Origin of the sequence: Streptomyces sp. NPDC086766 (assembly GCF_044746005.1) — a bacterium.
Taxonomy (GTDB): domain Bacteria; phylum Actinomycetota; class Actinomycetes; order Streptomycetales; family Streptomycetaceae; genus Streptomyces.
The window spans coordinates 453,142-477,782 of sequence record NZ_JBIVBI010000004.1 but is presented as its reverse complement, the minus strand read 5'-3'; the positions used below and the strand labels follow the sequence as shown (position 1 = coordinate 477,782).

At 74.2% G+C, this 24,641-nt stretch carries 22 protein-coding genes and 1 tRNA gene; 12 read left to right on the top strand and 11 right to left on the bottom strand.

Annotated elements, in window-relative coordinates; translation table 11 throughout:
* Positions 1 to 54: 54 nt before the first annotated feature.
* Genes iolD through iolC form a run of 4 tightly spaced genes read right to left on the bottom strand, consistent with a single transcriptional unit; the run spans position 55 to position 4,806 of the window.
* A complete protein-coding gene (gene iolD / locus ACIPM1_RS10445; protein ID WP_402431693.1) occupies positions 55 to 1,947 on the bottom strand; it encodes a 3D-(3,5/4)-trihydroxycyclohexane-1,2-dione acylhydrolase (decyclizing) in 1,893 nt (630 codons plus the stop codon).
* Between the two features lie 8 nt (positions 1,948 to 1,955).
* On the bottom strand, positions 1,956 to 2,921 hold the full coding sequence (gene iolB, locus ACIPM1_RS10440) for a 5-deoxy-glucuronate isomerase (RefSeq protein WP_402431690.1): 966 nt from the start codon (positions 2,919 to 2,921) through the stop codon (positions 1,956 to 1,958).
* Positions 2,922 to 2,951: 30 nt separating this feature from the next.
* Complete coding sequence (locus ACIPM1_RS10435) at positions 2,952 to 3,830, bottom strand: deoxyribose-phosphate aldolase (RefSeq protein ID WP_356194698.1); 879 nt, start codon at positions 3,828 to 3,830, stop codon at positions 2,952 to 2,954.
* 13 nt (positions 3,831 to 3,843) lie between these two features.
* Positions 3,844 to 4,806 carry a 5-dehydro-2-deoxygluconokinase gene (iolC, locus tag ACIPM1_RS10430; RefSeq protein WP_402431688.1) on the bottom strand — a complete coding sequence of 321 codons (963 nt, stop codon included), beginning with the start codon at positions 4,804 to 4,806 and terminating at the stop codon, positions 3,844 to 3,846.
* 315 nt (positions 4,807 to 5,121) lie between these two features.
* Between iolC and ACIPM1_RS10425 the strand changes: the two genes are divergently transcribed.
* Genes ACIPM1_RS10425 through ACIPM1_RS10410 form a run of 4 tightly spaced genes read left to right on the top strand, consistent with a single transcriptional unit; the run spans position 5,122 to position 9,038 of the window.
* Positions 5,122 to 6,135, top strand: coding sequence for a sugar ABC transporter substrate-binding protein (locus ACIPM1_RS10425; RefSeq protein WP_402431685.1), 1,014 nt, complete (start codon positions 5,122 to 5,124; stop codon positions 6,133 to 6,135).
* Positions 6,135 to 7,211, top strand: coding sequence for an ABC transporter permease (locus ACIPM1_RS10420; protein WP_402431891.1), 1,077 nt, complete (start codon positions 6,135 to 6,137; stop codon positions 7,209 to 7,211). The genes ACIPM1_RS10425 and ACIPM1_RS10420 overlap by 1 nt, the downstream gene beginning before the upstream one ends.
* 5 nt (positions 7,212 to 7,216) lie before the next feature.
* A complete protein-coding gene (locus tag ACIPM1_RS10415; protein WP_402431682.1) occupies positions 7,217 to 8,134 on the top strand; it encodes an ATP-binding cassette domain-containing protein in 918 nt (305 codons plus the stop codon).
* A gap of 1 nt (position 8,135) precedes the next feature.
* A complete protein-coding gene (locus tag ACIPM1_RS10410) occupies positions 8,136 to 9,038 on the top strand; it encodes a sugar phosphate isomerase/epimerase family protein (protein WP_402431679.1) in 903 nt (300 codons plus the stop codon).
* A 79-nt stretch (positions 9,039 to 9,117) separates the two neighbouring features.
* Here the strand turns inward: ACIPM1_RS10410 and ACIPM1_RS10405 are convergent, their stop codons facing one another.
* From ACIPM1_RS10405 to ACIPM1_RS10395, 3 genes are all read right to left on the bottom strand, one after another.
* Positions 9,118 to 9,585, bottom strand: a complete 468-nt coding sequence (locus tag ACIPM1_RS10405) for a hypothetical protein (protein WP_356183117.1) — start codon at positions 9,583 to 9,585, stop codon at positions 9,118 to 9,120.
* A gap of 138 nt (positions 9,586 to 9,723) precedes the next feature.
* Entirely contained in the window at positions 9,724 to 10,677 is a 954-nt protein-coding gene (locus tag ACIPM1_RS10400) for a hypothetical protein (protein ID WP_402431675.1), read from the bottom strand.
* A gap of 154 nt (positions 10,678 to 10,831) precedes the next feature.
* Positions 10,832 to 11,821, bottom strand: a complete 990-nt coding sequence (locus tag ACIPM1_RS10395; RefSeq protein WP_402431672.1) for an ArsR/SmtB family transcription factor — start codon at positions 11,819 to 11,821, stop codon at positions 10,832 to 10,834.
* A 232-nt stretch (positions 11,822 to 12,053) separates the two neighbouring features.
* On the opposite strand from ACIPM1_RS10395, the gene ACIPM1_RS10390 reads away from it, so the two are divergent.
* Complete coding sequence (locus ACIPM1_RS10390; RefSeq protein ID WP_402431670.1) at positions 12,054 to 12,662, top strand: GPP34 family phosphoprotein; 609 nt, start codon at positions 12,054 to 12,056, stop codon at positions 12,660 to 12,662.
* A 264-nt stretch (positions 12,663 to 12,926) separates the two neighbouring features.
* Positions 12,927 to 14,180: a serine hydrolase domain-containing protein gene (locus ACIPM1_RS10385; protein WP_402431667.1), complete on the top strand. Its 1,254-nt coding sequence runs from the start codon at positions 12,927 to 12,929 to the stop codon at positions 14,178 to 14,180.
* Positions 14,181 to 14,208: 28 nt separating this feature from the next.
* Here ACIPM1_RS10385 and ACIPM1_RS10380 read toward each other — a convergent pair whose 3' ends face one another.
* The 3 genes from ACIPM1_RS10380 to ACIPM1_RS10370 all read right to left on the bottom strand — a co-directional run bounded on the left by ACIPM1_RS10380 (position 14,209) and on the right by ACIPM1_RS10370 (position 17,280).
* Complete coding sequence (locus ACIPM1_RS10380; protein ID WP_402431664.1) at positions 14,209 to 15,213, bottom strand: Gfo/Idh/MocA family oxidoreductase; 1,005 nt, start codon at positions 15,211 to 15,213, stop codon at positions 14,209 to 14,211.
* Positions 15,214 to 15,316: 103 nt separating this feature from the next.
* Positions 15,317 to 16,093 carry an SDR family oxidoreductase gene (locus tag ACIPM1_RS10375; protein ID WP_402431661.1) on the bottom strand — a complete coding sequence of 259 codons (777 nt, stop codon included), beginning with the start codon at positions 16,091 to 16,093 and terminating at the stop codon, positions 15,317 to 15,319.
* Between the two features lie 8 nt (positions 16,094 to 16,101).
* The gene (locus ACIPM1_RS10370) at positions 16,102 to 17,280 is read right to left on the bottom strand and encodes a phytanoyl-CoA dioxygenase family protein (protein WP_402431658.1); all 1,179 of its coding nucleotides are present in this window, start codon (positions 17,278 to 17,280) and stop codon (positions 16,102 to 16,104) included.
* Between the two features lie 157 nt (positions 17,281 to 17,437).
* On the opposite strand from ACIPM1_RS10370, the gene ACIPM1_RS10365 reads away from it, so the two are divergent.
* The 3 genes from ACIPM1_RS10365 (at position 17,438) to ACIPM1_RS10355 (ending at position 19,213) form a co-directional block, all read left to right on the top strand.
* Complete coding sequence (locus tag ACIPM1_RS10365) at positions 17,438 to 18,472, top strand: LacI family DNA-binding transcriptional regulator (RefSeq protein ID WP_402431655.1); 1,035 nt, start codon at positions 17,438 to 17,440, stop codon at positions 18,470 to 18,472.
* Positions 18,473 to 18,512: 40 nt separating this feature from the next.
* Positions 18,513 to 18,683: a hypothetical protein gene (locus tag ACIPM1_RS10360; RefSeq protein ID WP_402431653.1), complete on the top strand. Its 171-nt coding sequence runs from the start codon at positions 18,513 to 18,515 to the stop codon at positions 18,681 to 18,683.
* A gap of 456 nt (positions 18,684 to 19,139) precedes the next feature.
* A tRNA-Pro gene (locus ACIPM1_RS10355) sits at positions 19,140 to 19,213 on the top strand.
* A 144-nt stretch (positions 19,214 to 19,357) separates the two neighbouring features.
* Here the strand turns inward: ACIPM1_RS10355 and ACIPM1_RS10350 are convergent.
* A complete protein-coding gene (locus ACIPM1_RS10350) occupies positions 19,358 to 21,922 on the bottom strand; it encodes a CHAT domain-containing protein (RefSeq protein WP_402431888.1) in 2,565 nt (854 codons plus the stop codon).
* Positions 21,923 to 22,071: 149 nt separating this feature from the next.
* Between ACIPM1_RS10350 and ACIPM1_RS10345 the strand changes: the two genes are divergently transcribed.
* Genes ACIPM1_RS10345 through ACIPM1_RS10335 form a run of 3 tightly spaced genes read left to right on the top strand, consistent with a single transcriptional unit; the run spans position 22,072 to position 24,622 of the window.
* A complete protein-coding gene (locus ACIPM1_RS10345; protein WP_402431650.1) occupies positions 22,072 to 23,508 on the top strand; it encodes a S8/S53 family peptidase in 1,437 nt (478 codons plus the stop codon).
* Between the two features lie 59 nt (positions 23,509 to 23,567).
* Complete coding sequence (locus ACIPM1_RS10340; RefSeq protein WP_402431647.1) at positions 23,568 to 24,143, top strand: RNA polymerase sigma factor; 576 nt, start codon at positions 23,568 to 23,570, stop codon at positions 24,141 to 24,143.
* Positions 24,140 to 24,622 carry a hypothetical protein gene (locus ACIPM1_RS10335; protein WP_402431644.1) on the top strand — a complete coding sequence of 161 codons (483 nt, stop codon included), beginning with the start codon at positions 24,140 to 24,142 and terminating at the stop codon, positions 24,620 to 24,622. The genes ACIPM1_RS10340 and ACIPM1_RS10335 overlap by 4 nt, the downstream gene beginning before the upstream one ends.
* The last annotated feature ends 19 nt before the right edge of the window (positions 24,623 to 24,641 follow it).

The window sequence follows — 24,641 nt, the reverse complement described above, 5'->3', positions numbered from 1 at the left end:
CACAAGCTCTTCGCCGCGGATCACGGTCCGTGGCCGGAAATGTACGGTGGCGGTTCACAGGGGACGGCGGCGCGCGGCGACCTCGCGGTCGTATCGCGCGCGGGCGGCGACGGCGGCCTCGCGGGCGGCGACCTCGGCCACCGGCACGTCCCACCAGGCCTCGGCCGGAGGAGCGGTCGATGCCGGGTCGGTCTCCACGTAGACGCAGGTCGGACGGTCGGAGGAGCGGGCCGCGGCGAGGGCCTCGCGCAGTTCCCCCACCGTCTTGGCGCGCAGGACGTCCATGCCGAGGCTGGCGGCGTTCGCGGCCAGGTCGACCGGGAGCGGGGCGCCGGTGAAGGTGCCGTCGGCGGCCCGGTGGCGGTAGGCGGTGCCGAAGCGCTCGCCGCCCACCGACTCGGACAGGCCGCCGATGGAGGCGTACCCGTGGTTCTGCACCAGGACCAGGTTGACGGGCAGCCGCTCCTGGACGGCCGTGACGATCTCGGTCGGCATCATCAGATAGGTGCCGTCGCCGACCAGTGACCACACCACCGCCTCCGGCGCCGCCTGCTGGACACCGATGCCGGCCGGGATCTCGTAGCCCATGCAGGAGTAGCCGTACTCCACGTGGTACTGGCGCGGCGAGCGGGCCCGCCACAGCTTGTGCAGGTCGCCGGGGAGCGAGCCGGCCGCGTTGATCACCACGTCCTCGTCGCCGACGACCGCGTCCAGCGCGCCGAGGACCTGCGTCTGGGTCGGTACGGCGCTGTCGTCCGCGGCGCGGAAGGCGGCCTCGACCACTCGCTCCCAGCGCTCCCCGCCCGCCCGGTACTCCGCCTCGTAGCCGGCGTCGACGCGGTACCCGGCGAGCTGCCCGGCCAGCGCCTCCAGGCCGGCCCGCGCGTCGCAGACGAGAGTCGCGGCGGCCATCTTGTGCGCGTCGGACGGGGCGATGTTGAGGTTGACGAAGCGGACGTCCGGCCGGGCGAAGAGCGTGCCGGAGGCCGTGGTGAAGTCCGTGTAGCGGGTGCCGACCCCGATGACCAGGTCCGCGCCGCGGGCGACCGCGTCGGCGGCCGCCGTCCCGGTGTGGCCGATGCCGCCGAGGTCGGCGGGGTGGTCGTGGCGCAGTGATCCCTTGCCCGCCTGGGTGGAGGCGACCGGCATGCCGGTGGCGTCCACCAGGGCCTTCAGCGCGTCCTCGGCCTCGCTGTGGTGGACACCGCCGCCCGCGACGATCAGCGGCCGGGACGCGGCCCGGATCGCGCGGGCCGCCTCGGCGAGCTCCACCGGATCGGGGGCGGGGCGCCGGATCCGCCACACGCGCTCGGCGAGGAACTCCGCCGGCCAGTCGTACGCCTCGGCCTGCACGTCCTGCGGCAGCGCGAGGGTGACCGCGCCGGTCTCGGCGGGGTCGGTGAGGACCCGTACCGCGGCCAGCGCGGAGGGGATCAGCGCCTCGGGGCGGGTGACGCGGTCGAACCAGCGGGAGACGGGGCGCAGGGCGTCGTTGACCGACACGTCCGCCGCCGCCGGGTGCTCCAGCTGCTGGAGCAGCGGGTCGGCGGCGCGGGTGGCGAAGTAGTCGCCGGGCAGCAGCAGCACCGGCAGCCGGTTGATCGTCGCGAGCGCGGCTCCGGTGACGAGGTTGGTGGCGCCGGGTCCGATGGACGTGGTGACGGCCTGCGTGGACAGGCGGCCCCGCTGACGGGCGTACCCGACCGCCGCGTGCACCATCGCCTGCTCGTTGCGGCCCTGGTGGTACGGCATCACGTCCTCGCCGGCCTCCAGCAGCGCCTGGCCGACGCCCGCCACGTTGCCGTGGCCGAAGATGCCCCAGGTGCCGGCGATCAACCGGTGCCGTACACCGTCCCGTTCGGTGTACTGGGCGGCGAGGAAGCGGACCAGTGCCTGGGCGACGGTCAGGCGGTGCGTCGCGCGGCTCGGCCGGGGCGGCTGGTTCATCGGGGACCTCACTGGGACGACGGAGCGGAGGACGACGGAGCGGAAGGGGAGGCGGCGGGCGCGGAGGACGGCGAGGACGCGGCGGGCGCGCCGTAGAGCGGCAGGCGCGGGTCGACGGGCCGGCCGGGCCAGGTGTCGCGGATCCACGCGTGGTCGGGGTGGTCGCGGATCAGCCAGGCGCGTTCGGCCTCCGGACCCGCCATGACGTTGAGGTAGTACATGTGGTGGCCGGGCACCGCCATCGACGGCCCGTGCCAGCCGTCCGGGATCAGCACCACGTCGCCGTCGCGCACCTCGGCCAGCACGTCGGTGCCCCGGCCCCGCCCGGAGGAGGAGACCCGCTGGTAGCCGAGGCCGGGCGTGCCCTCGTGGGCGGCGAACTCGAAGTAGTAGATCTCCTCCAGGACGGACTCCTCGCCGGGGCGGTGCTCGTCGTGCTTGTGCGGCGGGAAGGACGACCAGTTGCCGCCCGGCGTGATCACTTCGACCGCGATCAGCTTGTCGCACTCGAACACCCCGGCCGCGCCGAAGTTGTTCACCTGGCGGCTGCACTCGCCCGTGCCGCGCAGCTCCACCGGGACGCCGGAGGCGGGCCCGTAGCGGGCGGGCAGGCGGCGGGCGCAGCGCGCGCCGGCGAGCGCGAACCGCCCGCCGCCGGCGGACGAGACGGTCGTACGGGCGTCGCGCGGCACGTACGCGAAGTCGCTGACGGCGTCGAACACGTCGGCGCGGCCCGTGAGTTCGAAGGTGTCGTGGCCGAACTCGTCGGAAGCGGCCACCGTGCAGCCCCCGTTCAGCGGCAGCACGATCCACTCGCCGTCGCCGGTGCCGAAGGTGTGCGAGCCGCCCGGCGGCAGCTCCAGCACGCGCAGGGCGGAGTGGCCCCAGCCGGCCGACTCGGGGCCGACGTCCACGGCGTAGGGGCCGGTGCGCGCCCGTCCCGCGGGCAGGTGGTAGGGGCTGGTGCCGGTCATCGGGGATGCCTCCTTGTCACGTCGGGCCCGTCACAACAGGCCCACGGCCGTGTCGACCGCCTGCTCCACACTGCCCTCGGCGGGGTACAGCAGCGAGCGCCCCACGACCATGCCCTGGACGGTGGGGAGTCTGAGCGCCTTGCGCCACCGCTCGTAGGCGGCCTCCTGGTCGTCGCCGACCTCCCCGCCGAGCAGCACGGCGGGGAGCGTGGAGGTCTCCAGCACCTCGGCCATGTCGTCCGCGTCCTCGGTGACGGGCAGCTTCAGCCAGGTGTAGGCGGAGGTGCCGCCCAGGCCCGAGGCGATGGCGATGGAGCGGGTGACGGCCTCGGCGGACAGGTCGTTGCGCACCCCACCGTCCGTCCGGCGGGAGAGGAAGGGCTCGACGAAGACCGGCAGGTGCAGCTCGGCCATCTCGTCTATGGCGCGGGCGCCGGACTCCAGCGTGGCGAGCGAGCCGGGGTCGTCGTAGTCGATGCGCAGCAGCAGCTTGCCCGCGTCGAAGCGGAGCCGGGCGAGGTCGCGGGCGCGGTGGCCGGTGAAGCGGTCGTCCATCTCGAAGGACGAGCCTGCCAGACCCCCGCGGTTCATGGAGCCCATGACGACCTTGCCGTCCAGCGCGCCGAGCAGCAGCAGGTCCTCCAGGATGTCCGCGGTGGCGAGCACCCCGTCGACGCCGGGCCGCGACAGCGCCACGCACAGGCGCCGCAGCAGGTCGGCGCGGTTGGCCATGGCGAGTTCCCGGCCGCCGACGCCGAGCGCGCCGCGGGCGGGATGGTCGGCGGCCACGATCATCAGCCGGCCGCCGGCACCGATCAGCGGGCGGCGCACCCGGCGCGCCGCCGCCTCGGCGACGGCCTCGGGATGCCGGGCTCTGACCGCCGTCAGGTCCGGGATGCTGAGGGTCAAGGCGAAGCTCCGTTCAGGCAGTGGCTCGCGCGAGGAGGTCGTCGACCTCCGCCCCGGTGGGCATCGCGGAGGAGCAGGCGAGGCGGGAGGCCACGAGGGCGCCGGCCGCGTTGGCGTAGCGCAGGACCGCCGTCAGGTCCCAGCCGGACAGCAGTCCGTGGCAGAGCGCGCCGCCGAAGGCGTCACCGGCGCCGAGCCCGTTGACGACCTCCACGGGCACCGGCGGCACCTCCGCCCGGGTGCCGTCGCGGTGCACCGCCAGGACCCCCTTCGGGCCCTGCTTGACGACGGCCAGCTCCACGCCGGCCGCGAGCAGCGCCTCGGCGCAGGCCCAGGGCTCGCGCAGGCCGGTGGCGATCTCGCACTCGTCGAGGTTGCCGACCGCCACCGTGGCGTGCCGCAGCGCCTCGGCGTAGTGCGGGCGGGCCTGGCCGGGGTCGGCCCAGAACATCGGCCGCCAGTCGAGGTCGAAGACGGTGACGCCCGCCCGGTCGCGGGCCCGGAGCGCGGTGAGCGTGGCGGAGCGGCTCGGCTCCTCGCTCAGCCCGGTGCCGGTGATCCAGAAGATACGGGCCGCGCGGGCGGCGGGCAGGTCCAGCTCCCCGGGGTGGATCTCCAGGTCGGGGGCCTTGGGCCGGCGGTAGAAGTACAGCGGGAAGTCGTCCGGCGGGAAGATCTCGCAGAACGTGACGGGGGTGGGGAGGTCGTCGACCGGCGTGACCCAGCGGTCGTCGACCCCGAACTCCCGCAGCGCCTCGTGCAGGAAGACGCCGAAGGGGTCGTCGCCCGTGCGGGTGATCAGGGCGGTGGAGCGGCCGAGCCGGGCGGCGGCGACGGCGACGTTGGCGGCCGAACCGCCGAGGAACTTGCCGAAGGTCTCCACCCGTGCCAGGGGTACGCCCGTCTGGAGCGGGTAGAGATCGACTCCGATGCGGCCCATGGTGATCAGGTCGAAGGTATCGGGTGACTCGGCCATGCGCGACGCTCCTCGAACTGTTCCGGGGGTGCGGGTCCCGGGGGCCGCTGCGACGGTGGAGTCGCGGATCCCGGGGGCCCGCCGACTCCCAGATGTAGGTCCCCGGGGCCGCAGTGTCAATAGTTTGTTCTTACATTCGGACCTGTGCGTGAAATGATGTCTTGACAAAGTATTGACAGCGGACGCGGCAGGGGATTGGATCCCGTCCCAGCGCACCACCGTCTTCACGGCGCACGACCCGGGGCCGGACGGCTCCGGGCCCCGGATCCCCCCGATCTCTCGCTTTCCCCCGTCGCACAGTGAGGTGCAGGAACGATGGACCGCTCTTCTCGCTCCCGCCGACTCCTTCCCGCCGCGGCCGTCGCCGCGGCGGCGGCCCTGACCCTCGCCGGCTGCTCCAGCGGCTCCGGAGGCAAGAAGGCCGAGGAGGGCGGGGGCGCCGCCTCCGCGGGCAAGGCCACCACGCCCCGGATGACGGTCGCGCTGGTCACCCACCAGGCGCCCGGCGACACCTTCTGGGACATCGTGCGCAAGGGCGCCCAGGCCGCCGCCGCCAAGGACAACATCAAGCTCGTCTACTCCGCCGACCCCAACGCCGGCAACCAGGCCAACCTGGTGCAGAACGCGATCGACCAGAAGGTCGACGGCATCGCGGTCACCCTGGCCAAGCCCGACGCGATGAAGGGCGTCGTCGCCAAGGCCACCGGCGCCGGGATACCCGTGGTCGGCCTCAACTCCGGCGTCAGCGACTGGAAGAAGCTCGGCCTGACGGAGTTCTTCGGGCAGGACGAGTCCGTGGCGGGCGAGGCCTTCGGCACCAAGCTGAACGAGGTGGGCGCGAAGAACGCCGTCTGCGTGGTCCAGGAGCAGGGCAACATCGGCCTGACCCAGCGCTGCGCGGGCGTCAAGAAGACGTTCAAGGGCACCGTCCAGACCCTCTACGTCAACGGCACCGACATGCCGTCCGTGAAGTCCACGATCACCGCCAAGCTGAAGCAGGACAGCGGCATCGACTATGTCGTCACCCTCGGCGCGCCCTTCGCCCTGACCGCGGTGCAGGCGGTGGCCGAGGCGGGCGGCAAGGCGAAGGTCGCCACCTTCGACCTCAACCCGCAGCTGGCGAAGGCCGTCCAGAAGGGCGACATCCAGTTCGCCGTCGACCAGCAGCCCTACCTCCAGGGCTACCTGGCCGTCGACTCCCTGTGGCTCTACAAGAACAACGGCAACTACAGCGGCGGCGGCGTGCAGCCGGTGCTCACCGGTCCGGCCTTCGTGGACAAGTCCAACGTCGACAAGGTCGCCCGGTTCGCCGCGAAGGGCACCCGGTGATCCGTATGACCCAGCAGGCCGAGCCGGCGGTGGGCACACCGCCGGCCGCCGGCGCCGAGCAGACCGGCGGCCGCACCGCCCAGCGCCCCCTGGCGCTCCGGCTCCTCGCCCGGCCCGAGGTCGGCGTCCTCCTCGGCGCCGTCGCGGTGTTCGTCTTCTTCCTGGCCGCGGCGCCCTCGGTCCGCCAGGGCAGCTCGATGGCGACGATCCTCTACCAGTCGTCCACCATCGGGATCATGGCGCTGCCGGTCGCCCTGCTGATGATCGGCGGCGAGTTCGACCTCTCGGCCGGCGTCGCCGTGGTCACCTCGGCGCTCACCGCGAGCATGCTCAGCTACCAGCTCACCCTGAACGTCTGGACCGGCGTGGTCGTCGCCCTTGCCGTGTCGCTCGGCATCGGCGCGTTCAACGGCTGGATGCTCGTGAAGACCGGGCTGCCGAGCTTCCTCGTCACCCTCGGCACCTTCCTCATCCTGCAGGGCGTGAACCTCGCGGTCACCAAGACGATCACCGGCAACGTCGCCACGGACGACATCAGCACCATGGACGGCTTCGACCAGGCCAGGGCGCTCTTCGCGTCCTCGTTCGACGTCGGCGGGGTGCAGGTGAAGATCACCGTGGTGTGGTGGCTGGTCTTCGCCGCGCTGGCCACCTGGGTCCTGCTGCGCACCAAGTACGGGAACTGGATCTTCGCGGTCGGCGGCAGCAAGGACAGCGCCCGCGCGGTCGGCGTCCCGGTGACCTTCACCAAGATCTCGCTGTTCATGCTGGTCGGCTTCGGCGCCTGGTTCGTCGGCATGCACCAGCTCTTCTCGTTCAACACCGTGCAGTCCGGCGAGGGCGTCGGCCAGGAGCTCATCTACATCGCCGCGGCGGTGATCGGCGGCTGCCTGCTCACCGGCGGCTCCGGCTCCGCGATCGGGCCGGTCTTCGGCGCCTTCATGTTCGGCATGGTGAACCAGGGCATCGTCTACGCGGGCTGGAACCCCGACTGGTTCAAGGCGTTCCTCGGCGTGATGCTGCTCGGCGCCGTCCTCATCAATCTGTGGGTCCAGCGCACGGCGACCCGGAGGTGACCGACATGACCAGCGACGAAACGGCGACCCGCGGCACCGGCCCCGCCGGCACCGCGCCCGACCAGGACCGGCCCGTCGTCGAACTGCGCGGCGCCGGCAAGTCCTACGGCAACATCCGCGCCCTGCACGGCGTCGACCTCGCCGTCCGTCCCGGCGGGGTGACCTGCGTGCTCGGCGACAACGGCGCCGGCAAGTCCACCCTCATCAAGATCATCTCCGGGCTGCACCGGCACACCGAGGGCGAGTTCCTCGTGGACGGCGAGCCGGTGCGCTTCTCCACCCCGCGCGAGGCCCTCGACCGCGGTATCGCCGCCGTCTACCAGGACCTGGCGACCGTGCCGCTCATGCCGGTGTGGCGCAACTTCTTCCTCGGCTCGGAGCTGACCAGGGGCCCCTGGCCGGTCCGCCGCCTCGACATCGCCCGGATGAAGAGGACCGCGGACGAGGAACTGCGCAACATGGGCATCGTCCTGAACGACCTGGAGCAGCCCATCGGCACCCTCTCCGGCGGCCAGCGCCAGTGCGTGGCCATCGCCCGCGCCGTCCACTTCGGCGCCCGCGTCCTCATCCTCGACGAGCCGACCGCCGCCCTCGGCGTCAAGCAGTCCGGGGTGGTGCTGAAGTACATCGCCGCCGCCCGCGACCGCGGCCTCGGCGTCGTCTTCATCACCCACAACCCGCACCACGCCTACATGGTCGGCGACCATTTCAGCGTGCTGCGCCTGGGCACCCTCGAACTCAGCGCCGACCGCAGCGAGATCGACCTGGAGGTGCTGACCAACCACATGGCAGGCGGCGCCGAACTCGCCGCCCTCAAGCACGAACTGGCCCAGGTGCGGGGCGTCGACGTCGCCCGGCTCCCCGAGAAGCGGGACCTCACCGCACCCGCGCCCGCACCGGCCACCGGCGAAGGGAAGACCTGACATGACCCCCGCGCTGGACCGCATCCGGGTCGGCTCGGCCCCCGACTCCTGGGGCGTCTGGTTCCCCGACGACCCCCGGCAGGTGCCCTGGGAACGCTTCCTCGACGAGGTCGCCGAGGCCGGCTACTCCTGGATCGAACTCGGCCCGTACGGCTATCTGCCGACCGACCCGGCCCGCCTGACCGACGAGGTGGACCGGCGGAACCTGAAGGTCTCGGCGGGCACCGTCTTCACCGGCCTGCACCGCGGCCCGGCCGTCTGGGAGGCCACCTGGGAGCACGTCCGTCAGGTCGCGGCCCTCACCCAGGCCATGGGCGCCAAGCACCTCGTCGTCATCCCGTCCTTCTGGCGCGACGACAAGACCGCCGAGATCCTGGAGCCGCCGGAGCTCACGGCCGAGCAGTGGGCGCACCTGACCAAGGGCATGGAACGGCTCGGCCACGAGGTCAAGGAGACCTACGGCCTCGACATCGTCGTCCACCCGCACGCCGACACCCACATCGACACCGAGGCGCACGTCGAGCGCTTCCTGGACTCCACCGACTCCGACCTGGTCGCCCTCTGCCTGGACACCGGCCACTACGCCTACTGCGGCGGCGACAGCGTCAAACTGATCGAGACCTACGGCGAGCGCATCGGCTACCTGCACCTCAAGCAGGTCGACCCGGGGATCCTCGCCGACGTGGTGGCGGACGGAGTGCCGTTCGGCCCGGCGGTCCAGCGCGGGGTGATGTGCGAACCCCCGTCCGGAGTACCGCGGTTGGAGCCCGTCCTGGCCGCCGCGCAGCGGCTCGGAGTGGAGCTGTTCGCCATCGTCGAGCAGGACATGTACCCGTGCGAGCCGGACAGGCCGCTGCCCATCGCCGTACGCACCCGCAGGTTCCTGCGCTCCTGCGGCGCCTGACCGGCCGCCCGCACGCAGGCGTCCCGGGCCCGTCGGTACGGGCGGGCCCGGGACGCGTCGTGGCGGCGGCCGGCTCAGCTCACGTCAGGAACGTGGAGCACGAGCTCGGCGGGAGCCAACGGTGCGAGCTGATGGCGTCGTTCACGTTGTAGCCGCTGGTGAAGTAGTTGTCGGTCAGGTTGTCGGCGTAGTACTCGCTCCGCTTGAGGCAGGTGTAGCCCCCGCCCCAGTCCGTGCCGGTCCCGTTCAGGAACTCGACGGCGGTGTACGACGTGTCGTACGTGCCCGCGTTGAGGACGGAGCTCGCCCTGTTGGTGTCGCTGCCCTGGAAGGCACCCTGGCTGTTGCCCCAGTCGGAGTCGTCGCCGGCCGTCTGGCCGAGCATCGTCCCCCCGCAGCCGACGTTCTCGTAGGCCCTCATGTATCCGGCCGGCATGCTGTGCCAGGCATTGTCGCAGGCCGTCGAGGCCTGCGCGGTGCCGCTGGGGAGGAGTACCCCCAGGAGCGCGATACCGAATGCCGCCGGTGCGGCCAACCATGTGCGCACGTGTCCTCCTGATTCAGGCAGTGCTGATGGGATGTTCCGCGGCTCCGCGGCCACGGAAGTCATGGGAAACGGGACAGGGGAGCGGTGGACGAGGAGAGGGGCGGGCGTGAAGGGCCTGTGCGCCGCCGATCGGAGCCGTCAGGCCGTCGCCCCGGTGATCTGCCTCGCGCGTGCCAGCGCGGCCAGTTGCATCCGGCGGCAGGCCGTCACGTCCGCGTCGTACCGGGCCGTCCGCCTGGCGCGGTACTCGCGCTCGAGCCCGCGGGCCGTGTCCGCGAGGGAGCTGGCGCGGGCACACGTCGCCTCCGCGACCGCCAGCGGCACCTCCACGGCGTGGGCCCGTGCGTCGCTCAGCCCCGCGGTGAGTGCGGGCAGCTCCCTGCGGACCCCGGCCGGGTCCGCGTAGCGCAGTCCCCGGCCGCGCATACAGGCCGACCAGGCCCGGACCGCCTTCACGAAACGCCGGTCCGCGAGCAGGTCCGGCACGTACAGCGGGGTCAGGTTCGCGGAGATCGTGGAGACCCGGAACCACTTCGGGAAGTCCCCGTAGAGCTCGTCCTCCGCCGCGGTCCGGCAACTGTGGCGCGGGGTGCCCACCGTGCCGCCCCCGGGCAGACGGACGGACAGCGTCCCCCGCTCGGGGCTGCCTGCGAGCGCCGTGTTGTAGTCGGTTCGCCGCTTCACCGACAGGGTCCGCACATAGGTCGCGTTCGGGCCGCCGCGCCGCGCCTTCGCGGCGTCCCGCTCGAACTGCCCCCCGAGGCCGTGCTTCCTCGCCCACGCCACGTCGTCGATGACGTACCCCTGGCCCTCGCGCTCCTCGGGGTCCGGCACTCCCGCGACCCAGAAGCGGAAGCCGGCCTTCGCCATGCAGGTCTTGATGAGCACCTTCTCGGCCCGGTCGAGAAGGGCCTCCTCCGACGCGGTCGGTTCGCGCACCGGCCCCTGCTGCCCCCGGGCGGCCCGCACGTGCCCGCCGCCGTCGGCCGCGCCGCAGCCGACGGCGCCGGTGAAGGTCAGAACGGCCGCCGCCGCGGCGGCCGTCGTCCTCCAGCGCGCTCCTGTGCCCTGCAAGTGTTCGTGGGACCGCACGTCTTCCCCCTCATCACACACGCCCCGCCCGTGGTGCCCGGCGCGAACGACGATGACAGGGGGCCGGCGCGGCGGACCACCTTTTCGGCCCGCGCCGAAAAGGTGCGGCGGCCGGGGGACGGCACCCGGCTTCCGCGGCGGGGCCGAAAGGGCGTCAGCCGGCGCCCTGCAGCAGGCCCAGGCCCAGCGGTGTGAGGCTGTGCCGGACCCGCTGGCCCTCGCGGTGGGAGGTGAGCAGCCCCGCCGCCCGCAGCGCCCCGGTGTGCTCGCTGGCGGTCGCCGGCGCCACCCCCAGCCGCCCGGCGATCTCGCCCGTGGTCGCTCCCTCCTGCACGATCTCCAGCACCGCGGCCCGCGTGCGCCCGAGCAGAGCCGCGAGCGCCCTGCCCGGTCCCTCACCGGCCTGTCGCAGCACCTGCGCGGCGGCGAGCGGCTCACGGACCACCGGATGCACGATGAGCATCTCGCCGCCCCCGGCGGGCCGGTACACCTGGGGGCGGCGGCAGAAGAAGGACGGCGCCAGAACGATGCCGTCCCCGCTCAGGTGGTAGGTGTCCCTCCCGGACCAGGAGGTGTACGCGATCTCCAGGAAGGGCGGGTCCCAGCGGGCCCAGGGCCGCAGGGACTCCAGCAGACCGTGCACCCCGTGGCGGGTCAGCAGCTGGCCGGCGGCCGACTGCTCGGTGCTGAGCAGGGACTGGATCCGGCTCCAGTAGGGGGCCACGGTGCTCTCGTAGGCCGACGTCAGGGCGTCCGCCAGGCGGCGCGAGGCGTCCCGGTGGCCGTCGAACCCCTCCAGCACCCAGGCCGGGAAGAGCTTCGCGAACTTGGGCGGGTGGGAGGACAGTTCCTCACGCAGTCCCGCCCCGCGGGTGAGCAGCCGGTCCACTCCCTCGGCCACGTCGCCGACCGGGCCCAGCAGGGTGTAGAGGTCCAGATGCCCCCGGGGCGTGGCCACGCCCCGGGCGAGCGTACGCGCGTCCGGTGACAGCCGGCGCAGGCTGGCGGCCCGCCAGCCGCCCAGCGGGGCGTCGGCCCCGCGCTCCTGGAGCGCCCCCAGGCTCATCTGGCATTCGGCCAGCGGGCCCAGTACGACGACCCGGACCCGCACCATGTCGGCCGGGGTCAGATGTAAACGCAGCACATCAACTCCTTTTCGGTGTATGCCCGTTGGCTATCCTGCGCCCGTCGTGGGGAAGCCATGCGCAGGGAGCAGGTACCGCGCCGCCGCTCCGCCCGCGAGCGGCCTCACCGGACCCGTACGGCGGCGGTCGTACGATGAGGATCAGGGAGCGCTTCCGTCCCGGCCCCCGCACCGTCTCCCCGGTGGCGGGCGCGGCGGGTCCGCTCCGGCGCCACTACCACGGGGAGCCCTCATGAGCACACCGCGGGACCTGATGATCGTCGCCCTGGACGCCGGCGAGAAGCGGCCCGTGCGGCAGGGTGAACTCTCGCTCGCGCTGGCCGGGGCCGAGGCCGTCGACCTCGTGCGGGCCGAGGCGCTCGCGCTGGACGGCCAACGCCTCGTGCCGCGGCTCAGGCCGCGCCTGGGTGACCCGGTGCTGGACGAGGCCGCCGCCTCGCTGGTGCGCGAGACGCCGTACGAGACGCTGGAGGACTGGCTCTGGCGACGGGGCCGCGGGCTCTCGACGGTGTACCTGACGGCGCTGGAGCAGGAAGGCCTGCTGAGCTGGCAGCGCAGCCGCTGGATGCCCTTCGGCGGGGTGCGCGCGGTGCTCGCCGACACCGACGAGCGGCGGCGGGCGGCGGCTCGCTGGGAGGCGGAGGAGCCGGTGCTCGGCGCCCTCGCCGCGGCGGTGGGCATCCGCGAGGAGCCGGACCGCGCAGCCGGGGCGGGGGTGTCCGACGACACGGTCCTCGCCGTGCTCGCCGCCGTCCACGACGCGCTGATGGAGCTGGAGGCGGTGCGCCAGCGCCGGGCCATCGAGGACGCGGCCTTCGCGAACATCTGGCGGGGGGCGTAGCGGCCGCGCGTCCCTCGGCGGGCGCGCACACGGACGCCGACGGCCGCTGACCGGCACCGACGACGCCGGCGGGCGTCGCCAGGCGGTGGGGCGGGGGCGCTCCTATGCTGAATGAGTCGGGTCGTGAGGTCTGTGTGACAGCAGATGCGCGCCCGCGTCATGGCCGGTCCAGAGGGGCGTCCGCCGCGGACGGACGCCCGTCGTCCGTCCCGCCCCCGTCCACGACGGGAGCGGGTTGCGTTCGCATGTGCTGGGAGTTCGTCCATGAGGCACGCGTGCACACGACTGCGCAGGGGGGCCACGGCCGCGGCCGTCGTGGGGACGCTCGTCCTGCCGTTCACCGGCGGACCCGCCACCGCGGCCCCCGCGCCCGTCCACGGCCCCGTCGCCGCGCCCACCCCACCGGGACCGTCCCCCACCGGCACCGGCGTCCGCACCCTCACCCCCGGCGTGGCCCGCCAGATCGACCAGGCCGTCCGGCAGGTCATGCGGCAGGCGAACGTGCCCGGCGTCACCGTGGGGCTCTGGACACCCGGCCGGGGGCAGTACGTGAAGTCGTTCGGCGTCGCCGACAAGAGCACCGGCCGGCCGATGACACCGGACCTGTACACGCGGATCGGCAGCGAGACCAAGACCTTCACCGTCACGGCCCTGCTGGAGCTGGTCGACCAGGGCAAGGTCGGTCTGGACGACCCGATCGGCAAGTACGTCCACGGCGTGCCGAACGGCGACACCATCACCCTGCGCCAACTGGCCGGGATGCGCAGCGGGCTCTACAACTACTCGGAGGACGACGCCTTCATCAAGGCCCTCACCTCCGACCCGCGGCGCCCGTTCACCCCGCAGGAGCTGCTCGCCTACTCCTTCAAGCACCCCGTGCTCTTCCCGCCCGGGCAGAAGTTCGACTACAGCAACACCAACCTCATCCTGCTCGGCCTGGTCGTCGAGCAGGCAGGCGGTCTGCCGCTGGCGGACTTCATCCGCGCCCATGTCCTCCACCCGGCGGGCCTGGACCACACCCTCTTCCCGGCCGGCGCGGAGTTCCCGCGGCCGCACGCGCAGGGCTACACCGACCAGACCGCCGACGGGAAGGTCGCCGACGCCGCCGACTGGAACCCCTCCTGGGGCTGGGCGGCCGGCGCGATGATCTCGAACCTCGACGACCTGCGGATCTGGGCGCGCACGGTGGCCACCGGCGTACTGCCCGACGGCCGTACGCTCATCAGCCCCGCCACGCAGAAGCAGCGGCTCACCACGCCGCCGACCCCGATCCCCGGTACCGGCTACGGGCTCGGCATCTTCGACGTCCAGGGCTGGATCGGCCACAACGGCTCCCTGCCGGGCTACGAGTCGCTGACCGTCTACCTGCCCTCCGCGCGGGCGACCCTCGTCGTCCTGCTGAACACCGACATCGACCACCGGGGCCACGAGCCCAGCACCCTCTTCGGCGAGGCGATCACGAAGATCGTCTCCCCGGCGCACGTCTTCGACCTGCCGGCGCAGCCCGCCGCGAGGTGAGCCCGCAGCCGCGTGCGGGTGTGCGGGGTCAGCCGGCGCGTACCTCCTCGACACGCACCGGGCGGTGCTCGTGCAGCGACCGCGTGCACGCCTCCGCGATCCAGCCGGCCTCCAGCGCGTCCGCGACCGTGCACGGCGAGGGCAGACGACCCGCCACGACCTCGGTGAACGCGGTGAGTTCGGCGCGGTAGGCCGCGGTGAAGCGGTCCATGAAGAAGTCGTGCGGAGTGCCGGCCGGGAAGGCGACCCCCGGTTCGACGGAGCGCAGCGGCAGCCTGTCGTCGAGGCCGACCGCGATCGAGTCGTCGAAGCCGTGCAGTTCCATCCGGACGTCGTAGCCGCGGCCGTTGTGGCGGCTGTTGGAGACCACGGCGATCGTGCCGTCGTCGAGGGTCAGGACCGCGCCGGTGGTGTCGGCGTCGCCCGCGTCCCGGATGTATCCGGCGCCCCGGTTGCCGCCGACGGCGTACGCCTCGGTCACCTCGCGGCCGGTCACCCAGCGGATGATGTCGAAGTCGTGCACCGAGCAGTCGCGGAAGATGCCGCCGGAGGCGGCGATGTAACCGGCGGGCGGCGGCGCCGGGTCCAGGGTGGTCGACCGCACGGTGTGCAGCGCACCCAGCTCGCCGCGCCGCACGGCCGCGCGGGCGGCGGCGAAACCGGCGTCGAAGCGGCGGTTGTAGCCGATCTGGACCGGGACACCGCGGTCCCCGACGGCCTTCAGCACCGCCACGCCCTCCCGCATGGTGCGGGCCACGGGCTTCTCGCAGAAGACGGGCACGCCGGCCTCGACGGCGGCGACGATCAGGGCGGGGTGGGCGTCCGTGGCCGCCGCCACGACGATGCCGTCCACCCCGGCGGCCAGGACGGCCTCGGGTGAGTCGGCGACCTCGGCCCCGAACCGCTCGGCGGCGGCCTTGGCGGCGCCCGCCAGCGGGTCGGCGACGACGAGCGACTCGACCGCGTCGAGTCCGGAGAGGGTCTCGGCGTGGAAGGCGCCGATACGGCCGAGGCCGAGGATTCCGATGCGCATCAGGTCCAGCTCCTTGGTGCGGTGCGGTGCGTTGCGTTGCGGTGCGGCGGGGTGCGGGTGGGGTGTGTGGGCAGGGGAGGGAGGCGGCGGAGGCGGGGGAGGGTCAGTCGAGGCCGCCGAGGACGTTCTGGTCCCAGTCGATCACCGAACCGGTGACCACCCCCGACCGCTCGGACAGCAGCAGGACCACGACGTCGGCGATCTCCTCCGGCCGGCCGAGCCTGCCCATCGGCAGCCGGGCCGCCGCCCGTTCGCGCCAGTCGTCACCGGCGCCGTGGAAGGTCCGCTGGGTGACGTCCTCGCCCTCTGTCGCGGTCCAGCCGATGTTCAGGCCGTTGATCCGGACCCGGTCGAAGCGGTGGGCGTGCGCCGCGTTGCGCGTGAGGCCGATCAGGCCGGCTTTGGCGGCGACGTACGGTGCCAGGAACGGCTGCCCGCCGTGCGCGGAGGACGTGATGACGTTGACGATCGTGCCGGGCGCCCCTCGGGCCACCATGTCGGCGACCGCCGCCTGCATCGCGAAGAACGGCCCCCTGAGGTTGACCGCGACGTGTGCGTCGAACAGTTCGGGCGTGGTGTCCAGCAGGGTGCCGCGGTCGGTCAGCCCGGCCGCGTTCACCAGGCAGTCGATCCGGCCGTACGCGGCGACCACCTCCGCCACCGCGCCCTTGGCCTGCGCCGCGTTCGCGAGGTCGGCGCGGACGTACCCCGCCAGGCCCCCGGCGGCGGTCAGCTCCGCCACCAGCGCCTCGCCCGGCTCGGGGCGCCGCCCGCTCACGGCCACCACGGCGCCCTCGCGGACGGCGGCCCGCGCGACGGCGGCGCCCACCCCCTGGGTACCGCCGTTGACGAGGACGACCCGGTCGTCGAGAAGTCCCATGCCCGCCCTCAGCTCTCGCGCCGGTTCCCGCGTCGTCCGGCACCGGCCCGCAGCTCCGCGCGGAGCGCCCGCGGCGTCCACTCCTCGCGCAGGGCCCGCCGTACGACGTCCGCCTGCGAGGGCGGGGCCAGACCGCCGACCGGCGGGTCGCTGTCGAGATCGGCCGGGAAGGGGTAGCCCTCGGCGCTCGCGGCGACGACACGCTCCAGCCACGCCGGCTCCGCGCCCGCGGCCCTGCGGCGGAGCAGCACCGGGTAGACCGCGTCGACGACGGCCTCCCGGTCCACCGCCTCCATCGCGCGCCCGAAGGCGGAGGAGACCTGCAGCAGGTTGGCGATCCGCCGCACGTCGGCCGACCGGTTGCTCCCGGCGGCGTGGAAGAGCGCCGGGTTGAAGAAGACCGCGTCGCCCTTGGCCAGCGGGAGCTGGACGTGGTGGTCCTCGAAGTACGCCTGGAACTCGGGGCGGCGCCAGGCCAGGTAACCGGGCTCGTAGCGCTGCGAGTACGGCAGGTACAGCGTGGGTCCGGCGGCCACCGGCATGTCGCGGTGCGCGACCGCGCCCTGCAGGGTGAGCACGGGGGAGAGGCGGTGCGCGTGCGCCGGGTAGGCGGCGGCGACCGCGTCAGAGAGGAGGCCGAGGTGGTAGTCGCGGTGCACGCGCTGCGCCGCGCCGCCCGGGTTGACCACGTTGACCTGGGAGGTGACCTGGTAGCCGGGGCCCAGCCAGGCCTCGCAGGCCAGCGCGAGGACGTCGTTGGCGTAGTAGTCGGCGAACGCGTCGGGGTCGCGCAGGGCGGTCTTCTCCAGGGCGTTCCACACGCGGTCGTTGGCGCCCGGCGCGGCGAAGTGGTCCCCGGCGCCCGCGCCCGAGGCCCGCTGCTCGGCGATCAGCGCCTCGAAGACGGCCGTGACCCGGTCCACGACCGAAGGATCGGGGAAGGCGCCCCGGAACACCACGACGCCGGGACCCTCGTCCAGCGCGCGGACCAGCTCCGTCCGCACCTCGCGGCGGTCGGCGGCGGCGCGCAGCCGCGCGCTGTCGTAGACGAGGACGTTGCTCTCCACCGACGCGGCGTGCGGATACTCGCCGGGGTCGGTGGTCCGTTCCACGAGTGCGCGGAGGGCGTCCGGATCGCAGTCCCGCGCGGACAGCCAGGCGCGGGGGTGCACGGAGGTGGAGGACATCGTCGTCCCTTCGGTCACGGCGGCCCGGTCGCGGTGGACGCGCTCCCGGAACCGGGCACGGGGTGGACGCGGCCCTGTCATTCTTGTCCGTACAAACCCCTCGAACAACCGGCACGCGACCGTCAAAAACCCTCAACCACTCCCAAGGAGCCTGCCCATGGGCCACCCGTTCCCGATCCGCGAGATCGCGCGTCAGGCCGGTCTGAGCGAGGCCACCGTCGACCGTGTGCTCAACGGCCGGGGCGGGGTGCGGGAGAGCACGGCGCGAGAGGTGCGCCGGGCCATCGCCGACCTGGACCGGCAGCGCACCCAGGTCCGGCTCGTCGGCCGCACCTTCATGGTCGACATCGTGATGCAGGCGCCGGAGCGCTTCACCACCGCCGTACGGGCCGCCCTGGAGGCCGAACTGCCGTCCCTGCACCCGGCCGTGGTGCGCTCCCGCTTCCACTTCCGGGAGACCGGCCCGGTGCGGGAGCGGGTCCGCGTCCTGGACCGGATCGCCCGGCGCGGCTCGCAGGGTGTGATCCTCAAGGCGCCGGACGTCCCGGAGGTCACCGCCGCCGTCGGCCGGCTGGCCGCGGCCGGGATCCCGGTGGTCACCCTGGTCACCGACCTGCCCGCGAGCGCCCGGCTCGCCTACGTCGGCAGCGACAACCGGGCGGCGGGCGCGACGGCCGCGTATCTGATGGGCCAGTGGCTCGGCGACCGGCCCGGCAACATCCTCACCAGCCTCAGCAGCGGCTTCTTCCGCAACGAGGAGGAGCGCGAGATGGGCTTCCGCGGCGCCATGCGCGCCCGCCACCCGCGGCGCGCACTGGTGGAGATCGCCGAGGGGGAGGGCCTGGACGCCACGCAGTACGACCTCGTGCGGGCCGCCCTGGAACGGGACCCGGAGATCCGGGCGGTCTACTCGATCGGCGGCGGCAACATCGCCACCTTGCGCGCCTTCGACGACCTCGGCCGCACCTGCGCGGTGTTCGTCGCGCACGACCTCGACCACGACAACACCCGCCTGCTGCGCGAGCACCGTCTGTCCGCCGTCCTCCACCACGACCTGCGCCAGGACATGCGCGAGGCCTGCCGTCTCGTGATGCGCGCCCACGGCGCCCTGCCGCCCGCGGGGCCGCCACTGCCGTCCGCGATCCAGGTGGTGACGCCGTACAACATGCCGCCGCGGTCGCCCGCCGGCTGACGCGCGGGCGGAGCGCGCCCAGCCGGTCCGGGCCGAACAGGTGGCCGCGGCTCCGCCGAAGGTGCTCGCCGCCGGTCACGGCGACCGGGGCTTCACCGCCTTCGCGCTCGCCGGTGTCTCCTCGACGGTTCTCATCGGCCTGGTCGCCCTGCGCTCGGCGAAGCGGCCCGCGCAGGGCGGTGCGCGGCGGGAACTGCTCACCACCGGCTGACCACCACCGCCACCGCGACGCGGGGAACACGACGCGGGGAACAGGACGCGGGGAACGCGATGCCGTGGTGGCGGTGCGACGCGGAGAGAACGGGGTACCCGACGCGCCGCGGGTGTCGCGTGAACCGAGCGAGCGGGCCGCCGGGTTGGGGTCGTCCCGCCGCGGCCGGCTCCCTCCGTCCGGCACTCCTTCGCCCGCCGTCGGCCGTTGGAGGGGAACGACCGGCGGCGGGCCCTCCGGCACGAATCCGCAGACCGAGCGGCCGGCTGATTGACCGGCTGATTGACCGGCCGACCGGCTGACCGATCGACCAGGCGGCCGATTGACCGGGCGACCGGGCGACCGGCGGACAGGTGACCTTCCGCCAGGACGCGCCGCACCGGGCGAAGTGGGGGCACCCGCCCCCGTACGGTAGGGTTCACCTGGGCGTTCACGCGGAGCACCGCACGAGCGCACCGGGACGTGGCGCAGCTTGGTAGCGCACTTGACTGGGGGTCAAGGGGTCGCAGGTTCAAATCCTGTCGTCCCGACGGAAACCCGCCCCGAGGGCGGAGGCGGACGTCGCAGGCAAGGGGCCTGTCCCGCGGCTGTGGGACAGGCCCCTCGGCCGTTCCCGCGGACCACGCCGCCGGCGCGGCAGGCCCGGTCCCCGGCGGTCGCGGCGCGTCCCGGGCTCAGGCCGCCCCGAACGCCGAGAACGCCCACCCCGTGGCCTGGTGCACCGCGTCGCCCGGCAGGGCGGAGCGGGCGTCGCGCAGGGCCTCGGCGAGGGACAGCCCGGCCCCGATCCCCTTGTGCAGCGCGAGCATCAGCGGCACCACCGCCGCGTCGTTCACGGGCGCGCTGCACGCCACCACCCCGGCCGTGCCCAGCGGCAGCAACGCGGTGACCAGGCCCAGGAGTTCGTCGGCGCCGACCGAGGCGAAGCGTGCGGTGTCGCAGCAGGACAGGATGATCCGGTACGGGCTGCGGTCCAGGCGTTCGAAGTCGTGCACGATCAGCGGGCCGTCGGCCATCGTCAGCGACGAGAACAGGGGGCTGTCCGCACGGAAGGTGCCGTGCGCCGCGATGTGCGCGAGCGCGGCCCCGTCGAGCTCGCGGAGCACGCGCGCCGCGTGCGCCTCCCCGTCCTCCAGGACCGTCGGCGTGCCGTACCGGCCGGCCAGTTCCGGCACCTCCGCGCCCCCCGTCGCCAGGCCCGGACCGCGCACCAGCACCTGACGGCCGCCCGGCGGCGGCACGGTGTCGCGGGCGCGCAGCCAGCTGCTCGCCGACGGCGACACGCTCAGCACCCGCTCCCGCAGCGAGGGCAGCAGTGCCCACGGCACCCGGTGCAGCGACCCCGGCGGCACGACCACCACCGGGCCGCAGCCCAGGTGCCGGGCGGCCGGGCCCAGCAGCAGCTCCTCGAGGCGGCGGCCCGCCGCCTCGACCAGCGGCAGCCGGGCCGCGCCCCCGGGATGGGCCAGGCGCCGCAGCCCGGCCTGCACGTGCTCGGCCTCCGTCACCGCGTCCGCGAGCCGCCCGGCCTCGAACCGCCGCACCCGGCCCTCGCCGCACAGCAGCACGTGCATTCGCCCGTCCAGCACGGCGAGTTCGACCAGCCGCCCGTCGCCGAGCCGCTCCAGCAGCGCGCCGGGGTCCAGGCGGTCGCAGCCGCCGGGCGCCCCGCCGCGCAGGCGCAGTGTCCGCGACCGGATCTCCCGCTCCAGCCGCCGCCGTTCCCGCTCCAGGGCCGGGACCGGATGCCCGTCGCGGCGGGCCGCGTCCGCTCGGGCGGCGATCTCCCGGAACGCGGTCAGAGCGCTGACCAGCGCCGGATCGGCGGGCGGCCGGGTCGGCGGCGCGGACAGCACGGTCGCCCGCCAGCGCTCGCTCCACACCAGCAGCCGCCGCGGCTCGCCGGAGGCCAGGCTGGCCTGCTGGGCCAGCGCGGCCAGTTCGGCGCCCTGGGCGGTGGCCCGGGCCCGCAACTCCGAGGCGCCCAGGGTCATCCGGTGGTCGTCGAGCACGTCGAGCCCGCGCCGGCAGGCCTCCAGCACACCCCGGCCGGAGCCGGCCGCCCGGGCCCGCAGCGCCTGCGCCGCCCAGCCCGTCATCCGCGCCAGCGGCGGGCCGCCGTGGCGGCTGCGCGCGGCGGACGCCAGATGCCGCTCGGCGTCCGCCGTCCAGTCCAGCGCCAGCGCGATCCGGCCCGCCAGCAGCGACGCCTCGGCGGCCGCCGGGGAGCCGAAGGACGCCAGCCGCCCGGCCACCGCGGCCGCGTCCGCGACCAGCCGGCCCGAGCGCCGCCCGATGGCGACCCGCGCCTCGATCAGCACCAGCCGGGCGTGCGTCTCCCACCAGGCGCGCCGCTGCCCCGCGAACAGCCGCACGGCCACCGCCGCGCGGGCGATCGCCGTGTGCGGGTCGTCGGCCAGACGGGCCGCGCGGGCGGCGGCCAGCAGCAGCTCCGCCTTGCGGGTGGACTGCCCCCCGATCCGGTCCAGGGCCGCGATCGCGGTGTCCGCCTCGGTCAGCGCCTCCGGGGCGAGCCCGGCGGCCATCAGCACCTCGCAGCGCCGGATGCTGAGCATGAAGGTCGGCGTGCCGAGCTCGGCGTACCGCTCCTCGGCCTCGTCCAGCAGCCGCAGCGCCGCCGGGATGTCGCCGCGGCGGAAGGCCGCGAGGCCGCGGCTCTCCACGGCGTCCGCCTTGTCGTGCTCCTGGCCGGTGGTGTCCCACAGCGCCTCGGCCGCCGCGAAGTCCGCGTCGGCCCGTTCCACCGCCCCGAGCGCCAGGTGCACGGTGGCCCGCAGGGTGAGCGCCCGGGCCGTCCAGATCACGTCGTCCGCCTGCCGCAGCACGGGAATCGCCCGGCGCACGTCGTCCAGCGCCTCCCGGTGGCGGCCCAGCACCCACCAGACGTACGCCCGCCGGTACAGCACCCGGGCCCGGGTGTGGCCCGTCCCGCGCGCGACCCCGCGCTCGAACGCCGCCAGGCCGTGCCGGGTGCGCCCCGCGTGCACCAACGCGACCCCGAGGGTGGCCAGCACATCGGCCTCACGGTCGGCCGACTCCGCGCGGGCCGCCAGGTCCCGGGCCCGCCGCAGATGGCGCAGCGCCAGGCGCAGATCGCCGAAGTCCCGCTGCCAGATGCCGATCACCTGGTGCGCCACCGAGGCGTGCAACGGCGGCGGACCGCCGCCGAGCACCTCCTGAGCGCGCGCCAGCGCCTCGCCCGGGGCGGCGAACACCATCGGCAGCAGTTCGAGAACCGAGTCGTTTCCCGCTCTCACCCCACGGATGGTAGTGGCCCGTGGAACCGGCTCCCACGGGTTGCGCTCTGTATCAGGTACGGGCGGGGCGGATCACACTGACGACCGCGGCCACAACGGGAGGACACGCCATGGCACCACAGCGATTCCACGAACAGTTCGACCAGATCCAGCGCTCCATGCCCGACGTCCCGCTGGCGATGGGACCGGACGACTCGGCGGAGTTCTTCTACGAGAAGGGGGTCGTCCTCGCCCGCGACGGCGAGGAGGCGCGGCTGGTCGAGGACACCGTGCGGACGCACTTCACCGAGGCCACCGGTCTGACCGCCGACCACGTGCGCCGGGCGAGCCCGGAGACCAACCGCACCGGCGTCACCCGGATCCAGGTCGGCGACCCCGGCCACGGCGACCGCGGCGGCGACCGGGCCGTCGCGCACGCGCTGCGGGCGCTGCGGACCCACGAAGGGCGCGCCGGACGGCGGCTGGTGAGCCGCAACCACGTGGTGTCCGTCGCGGTCAACGCCTGCCCCGGCGACGAGCCCGTGCCCGCCGCCCTCACCCAGGGCACCAACCCGGCGCCCGCAGGGACCCCCTACGACCCGGACGGCGCCGTCGGCGTGCTCGTCATCGACACCGGCCTCATGCACGACTACCGGTCGCTGCCGCTGCTCGCCCACGTCCGGGGCGACCACCAGGTGCGGGAGTGCGACGACCAGGGGATCCTCCAGCAGTACGTCGGACACGGCACGTTCATCGCCGGGCTGGTCGCCGCCGTGGCCCCGAGCACGGACATCACGGTGCGCGGCACCCTCAACGACGCCGGCGCCGTCCTGGAGTCCGACTTCGGGCACAAGCTCTTCGAGGCCGTCGACGAGCACGGCTGGCCCGACCTCATCAGCCTGTCCGCCGGCACCTCCAACGGCCGCACCGACGGCCTGCTCGGCGTGCAGAGCTTCATGGAGGAACTGCGCGACCGGGGCACCCTGCTCGTGGCGGCGGCCGGCAACAACGCCAGCGCCACCCCCTTCTGGCCCGCCGCCTACGCCGACCTGCCCGACTTCGCCGACTCCGTGCTCTCCGTGGGCGCGCTGCGCGGCGACGGCGAGCACGGCGCCTGCTTCAGCAACCACGGGGCCTGGGTCAAGGTCTACGCCCCCGGTGAGCGGCTCACCAGCGCCCTCACCGGCTTCCGGAAGCCCGTGCCGTACGTCTACCAGCACTCCACCTACGACGCCTGCCGGTTCGGCTTCACCTACGCCTGCACCTGCCAGTACCCGCGCCACACCGGTGTGTTGAGCGAGGGACGCGAGGCCGGCTCCGGCAAGGCGGACCAGGTGATGTTCGAGGGGTTCGCGCACTGGAGCGGGACCTCCTTCGCCACGCCCGTCGCCGCCGGCATGGTCGCGGCGCACATGACGGCGCACAAGGAGCGCGACCCGCGCGCGGCACGGCGCCGACTGCTGGAGGCGAACACCGAGTACGCGGAGGTGCGCGGGGCGCACGTACCGGCGCTGCGCCCGCCCACGTGGCGCCCGGTCCCCGTCGTGCGGCTCGCTCCGCCGGCATGAGGACCGAAGCCGTCCCCACCACGGCGTACGATGTCTTGCCGTACACGAGGGGTGGGGCCGTGGACCGTGCAGATGTCGGCGCGCTCGTCCAGTCCGCCGTCGTCGGTGACGCGGCGGCCTGGAAAGCGCTGGTGGAAGGGCTGAGCCCGCTGGTGTGGTCGGTCGTGCGCGCGCACCGGCTCTCCGACGCGGACGGGCACGAGGTGTACCAGACCGTCTGGTTCCGCTTCGCCCAGCACCTCGGGCGGATCCGGGAGCCGCACAAGGCGGGCTCCTGGCTCGCGAGCACCGCGCGGCACGAGTGCCTGAAGACCATCCGCGGCCTGAGCCGGCTGACGGTGACGGACGACCCGCAACTGCTCGACCGGGTCAGCGAGGACCGTACGCCGGAGCAGTCGCTGCTCGACTCCGAGGAGGCCGCCGCGCAGAGCGAGCGGGTCCGCCGGCTGTGGCAGGAGTTCGAGGCGCTCGGCGAGCGCTGCAGGCAGTTGCTGCGCGTGCTGATGGCCTCGCCGCCGCCCAGTTACCAGGAGGTGTCCGCGGCGCTGGGCATCGCCGTGGGCAGCATCGGACCCCTGCGCCAGCGCTGCCTGCGGCGTCTGCGCGCACGACTCGACGCACGGGGGGCACTGTGAGCGACGACGACGGCGTCCGCGACGGGAACGCCCCGGACGAGGAGGAGTTCGACGTCGGACTCCTGGAGGAGGAACTGCGGGCGGCCACCGCCATCCTGGACCCGGTGCCGAGCGCGCTGCGCCAACTGGCCTTCGAGGCCTACGCGTTGCACGACCTCGACACCCGGATCGCCGAGCTGACCTTCGACTCGCTGGTCGACGCCCTCCCGGTCAGGGGTGCCACGGACGTGCCGCGGATGCTGACCTTCCGCGCCGGTGAGCTGACCGTCGACGTCGAGGTCACCGAGGACGGGCTGCTCGGGCAGCTGATGCCGCCCCGGCCGGCCCGCATCGAGGTGCTGAGCGGCCCCCATGCCGGTGTCCCGCTCACGGCCGACGACCTGGGCCGCTTCGCGGGTGACGCCCCGCCCGCCGGCCCGTTCGCGCTGCGGCTGCGGACCGGCGGGGACGTGGTGGTCACGGAGTGGCTGCGGGCCTGACGGGCCGGGGGACGCCGCC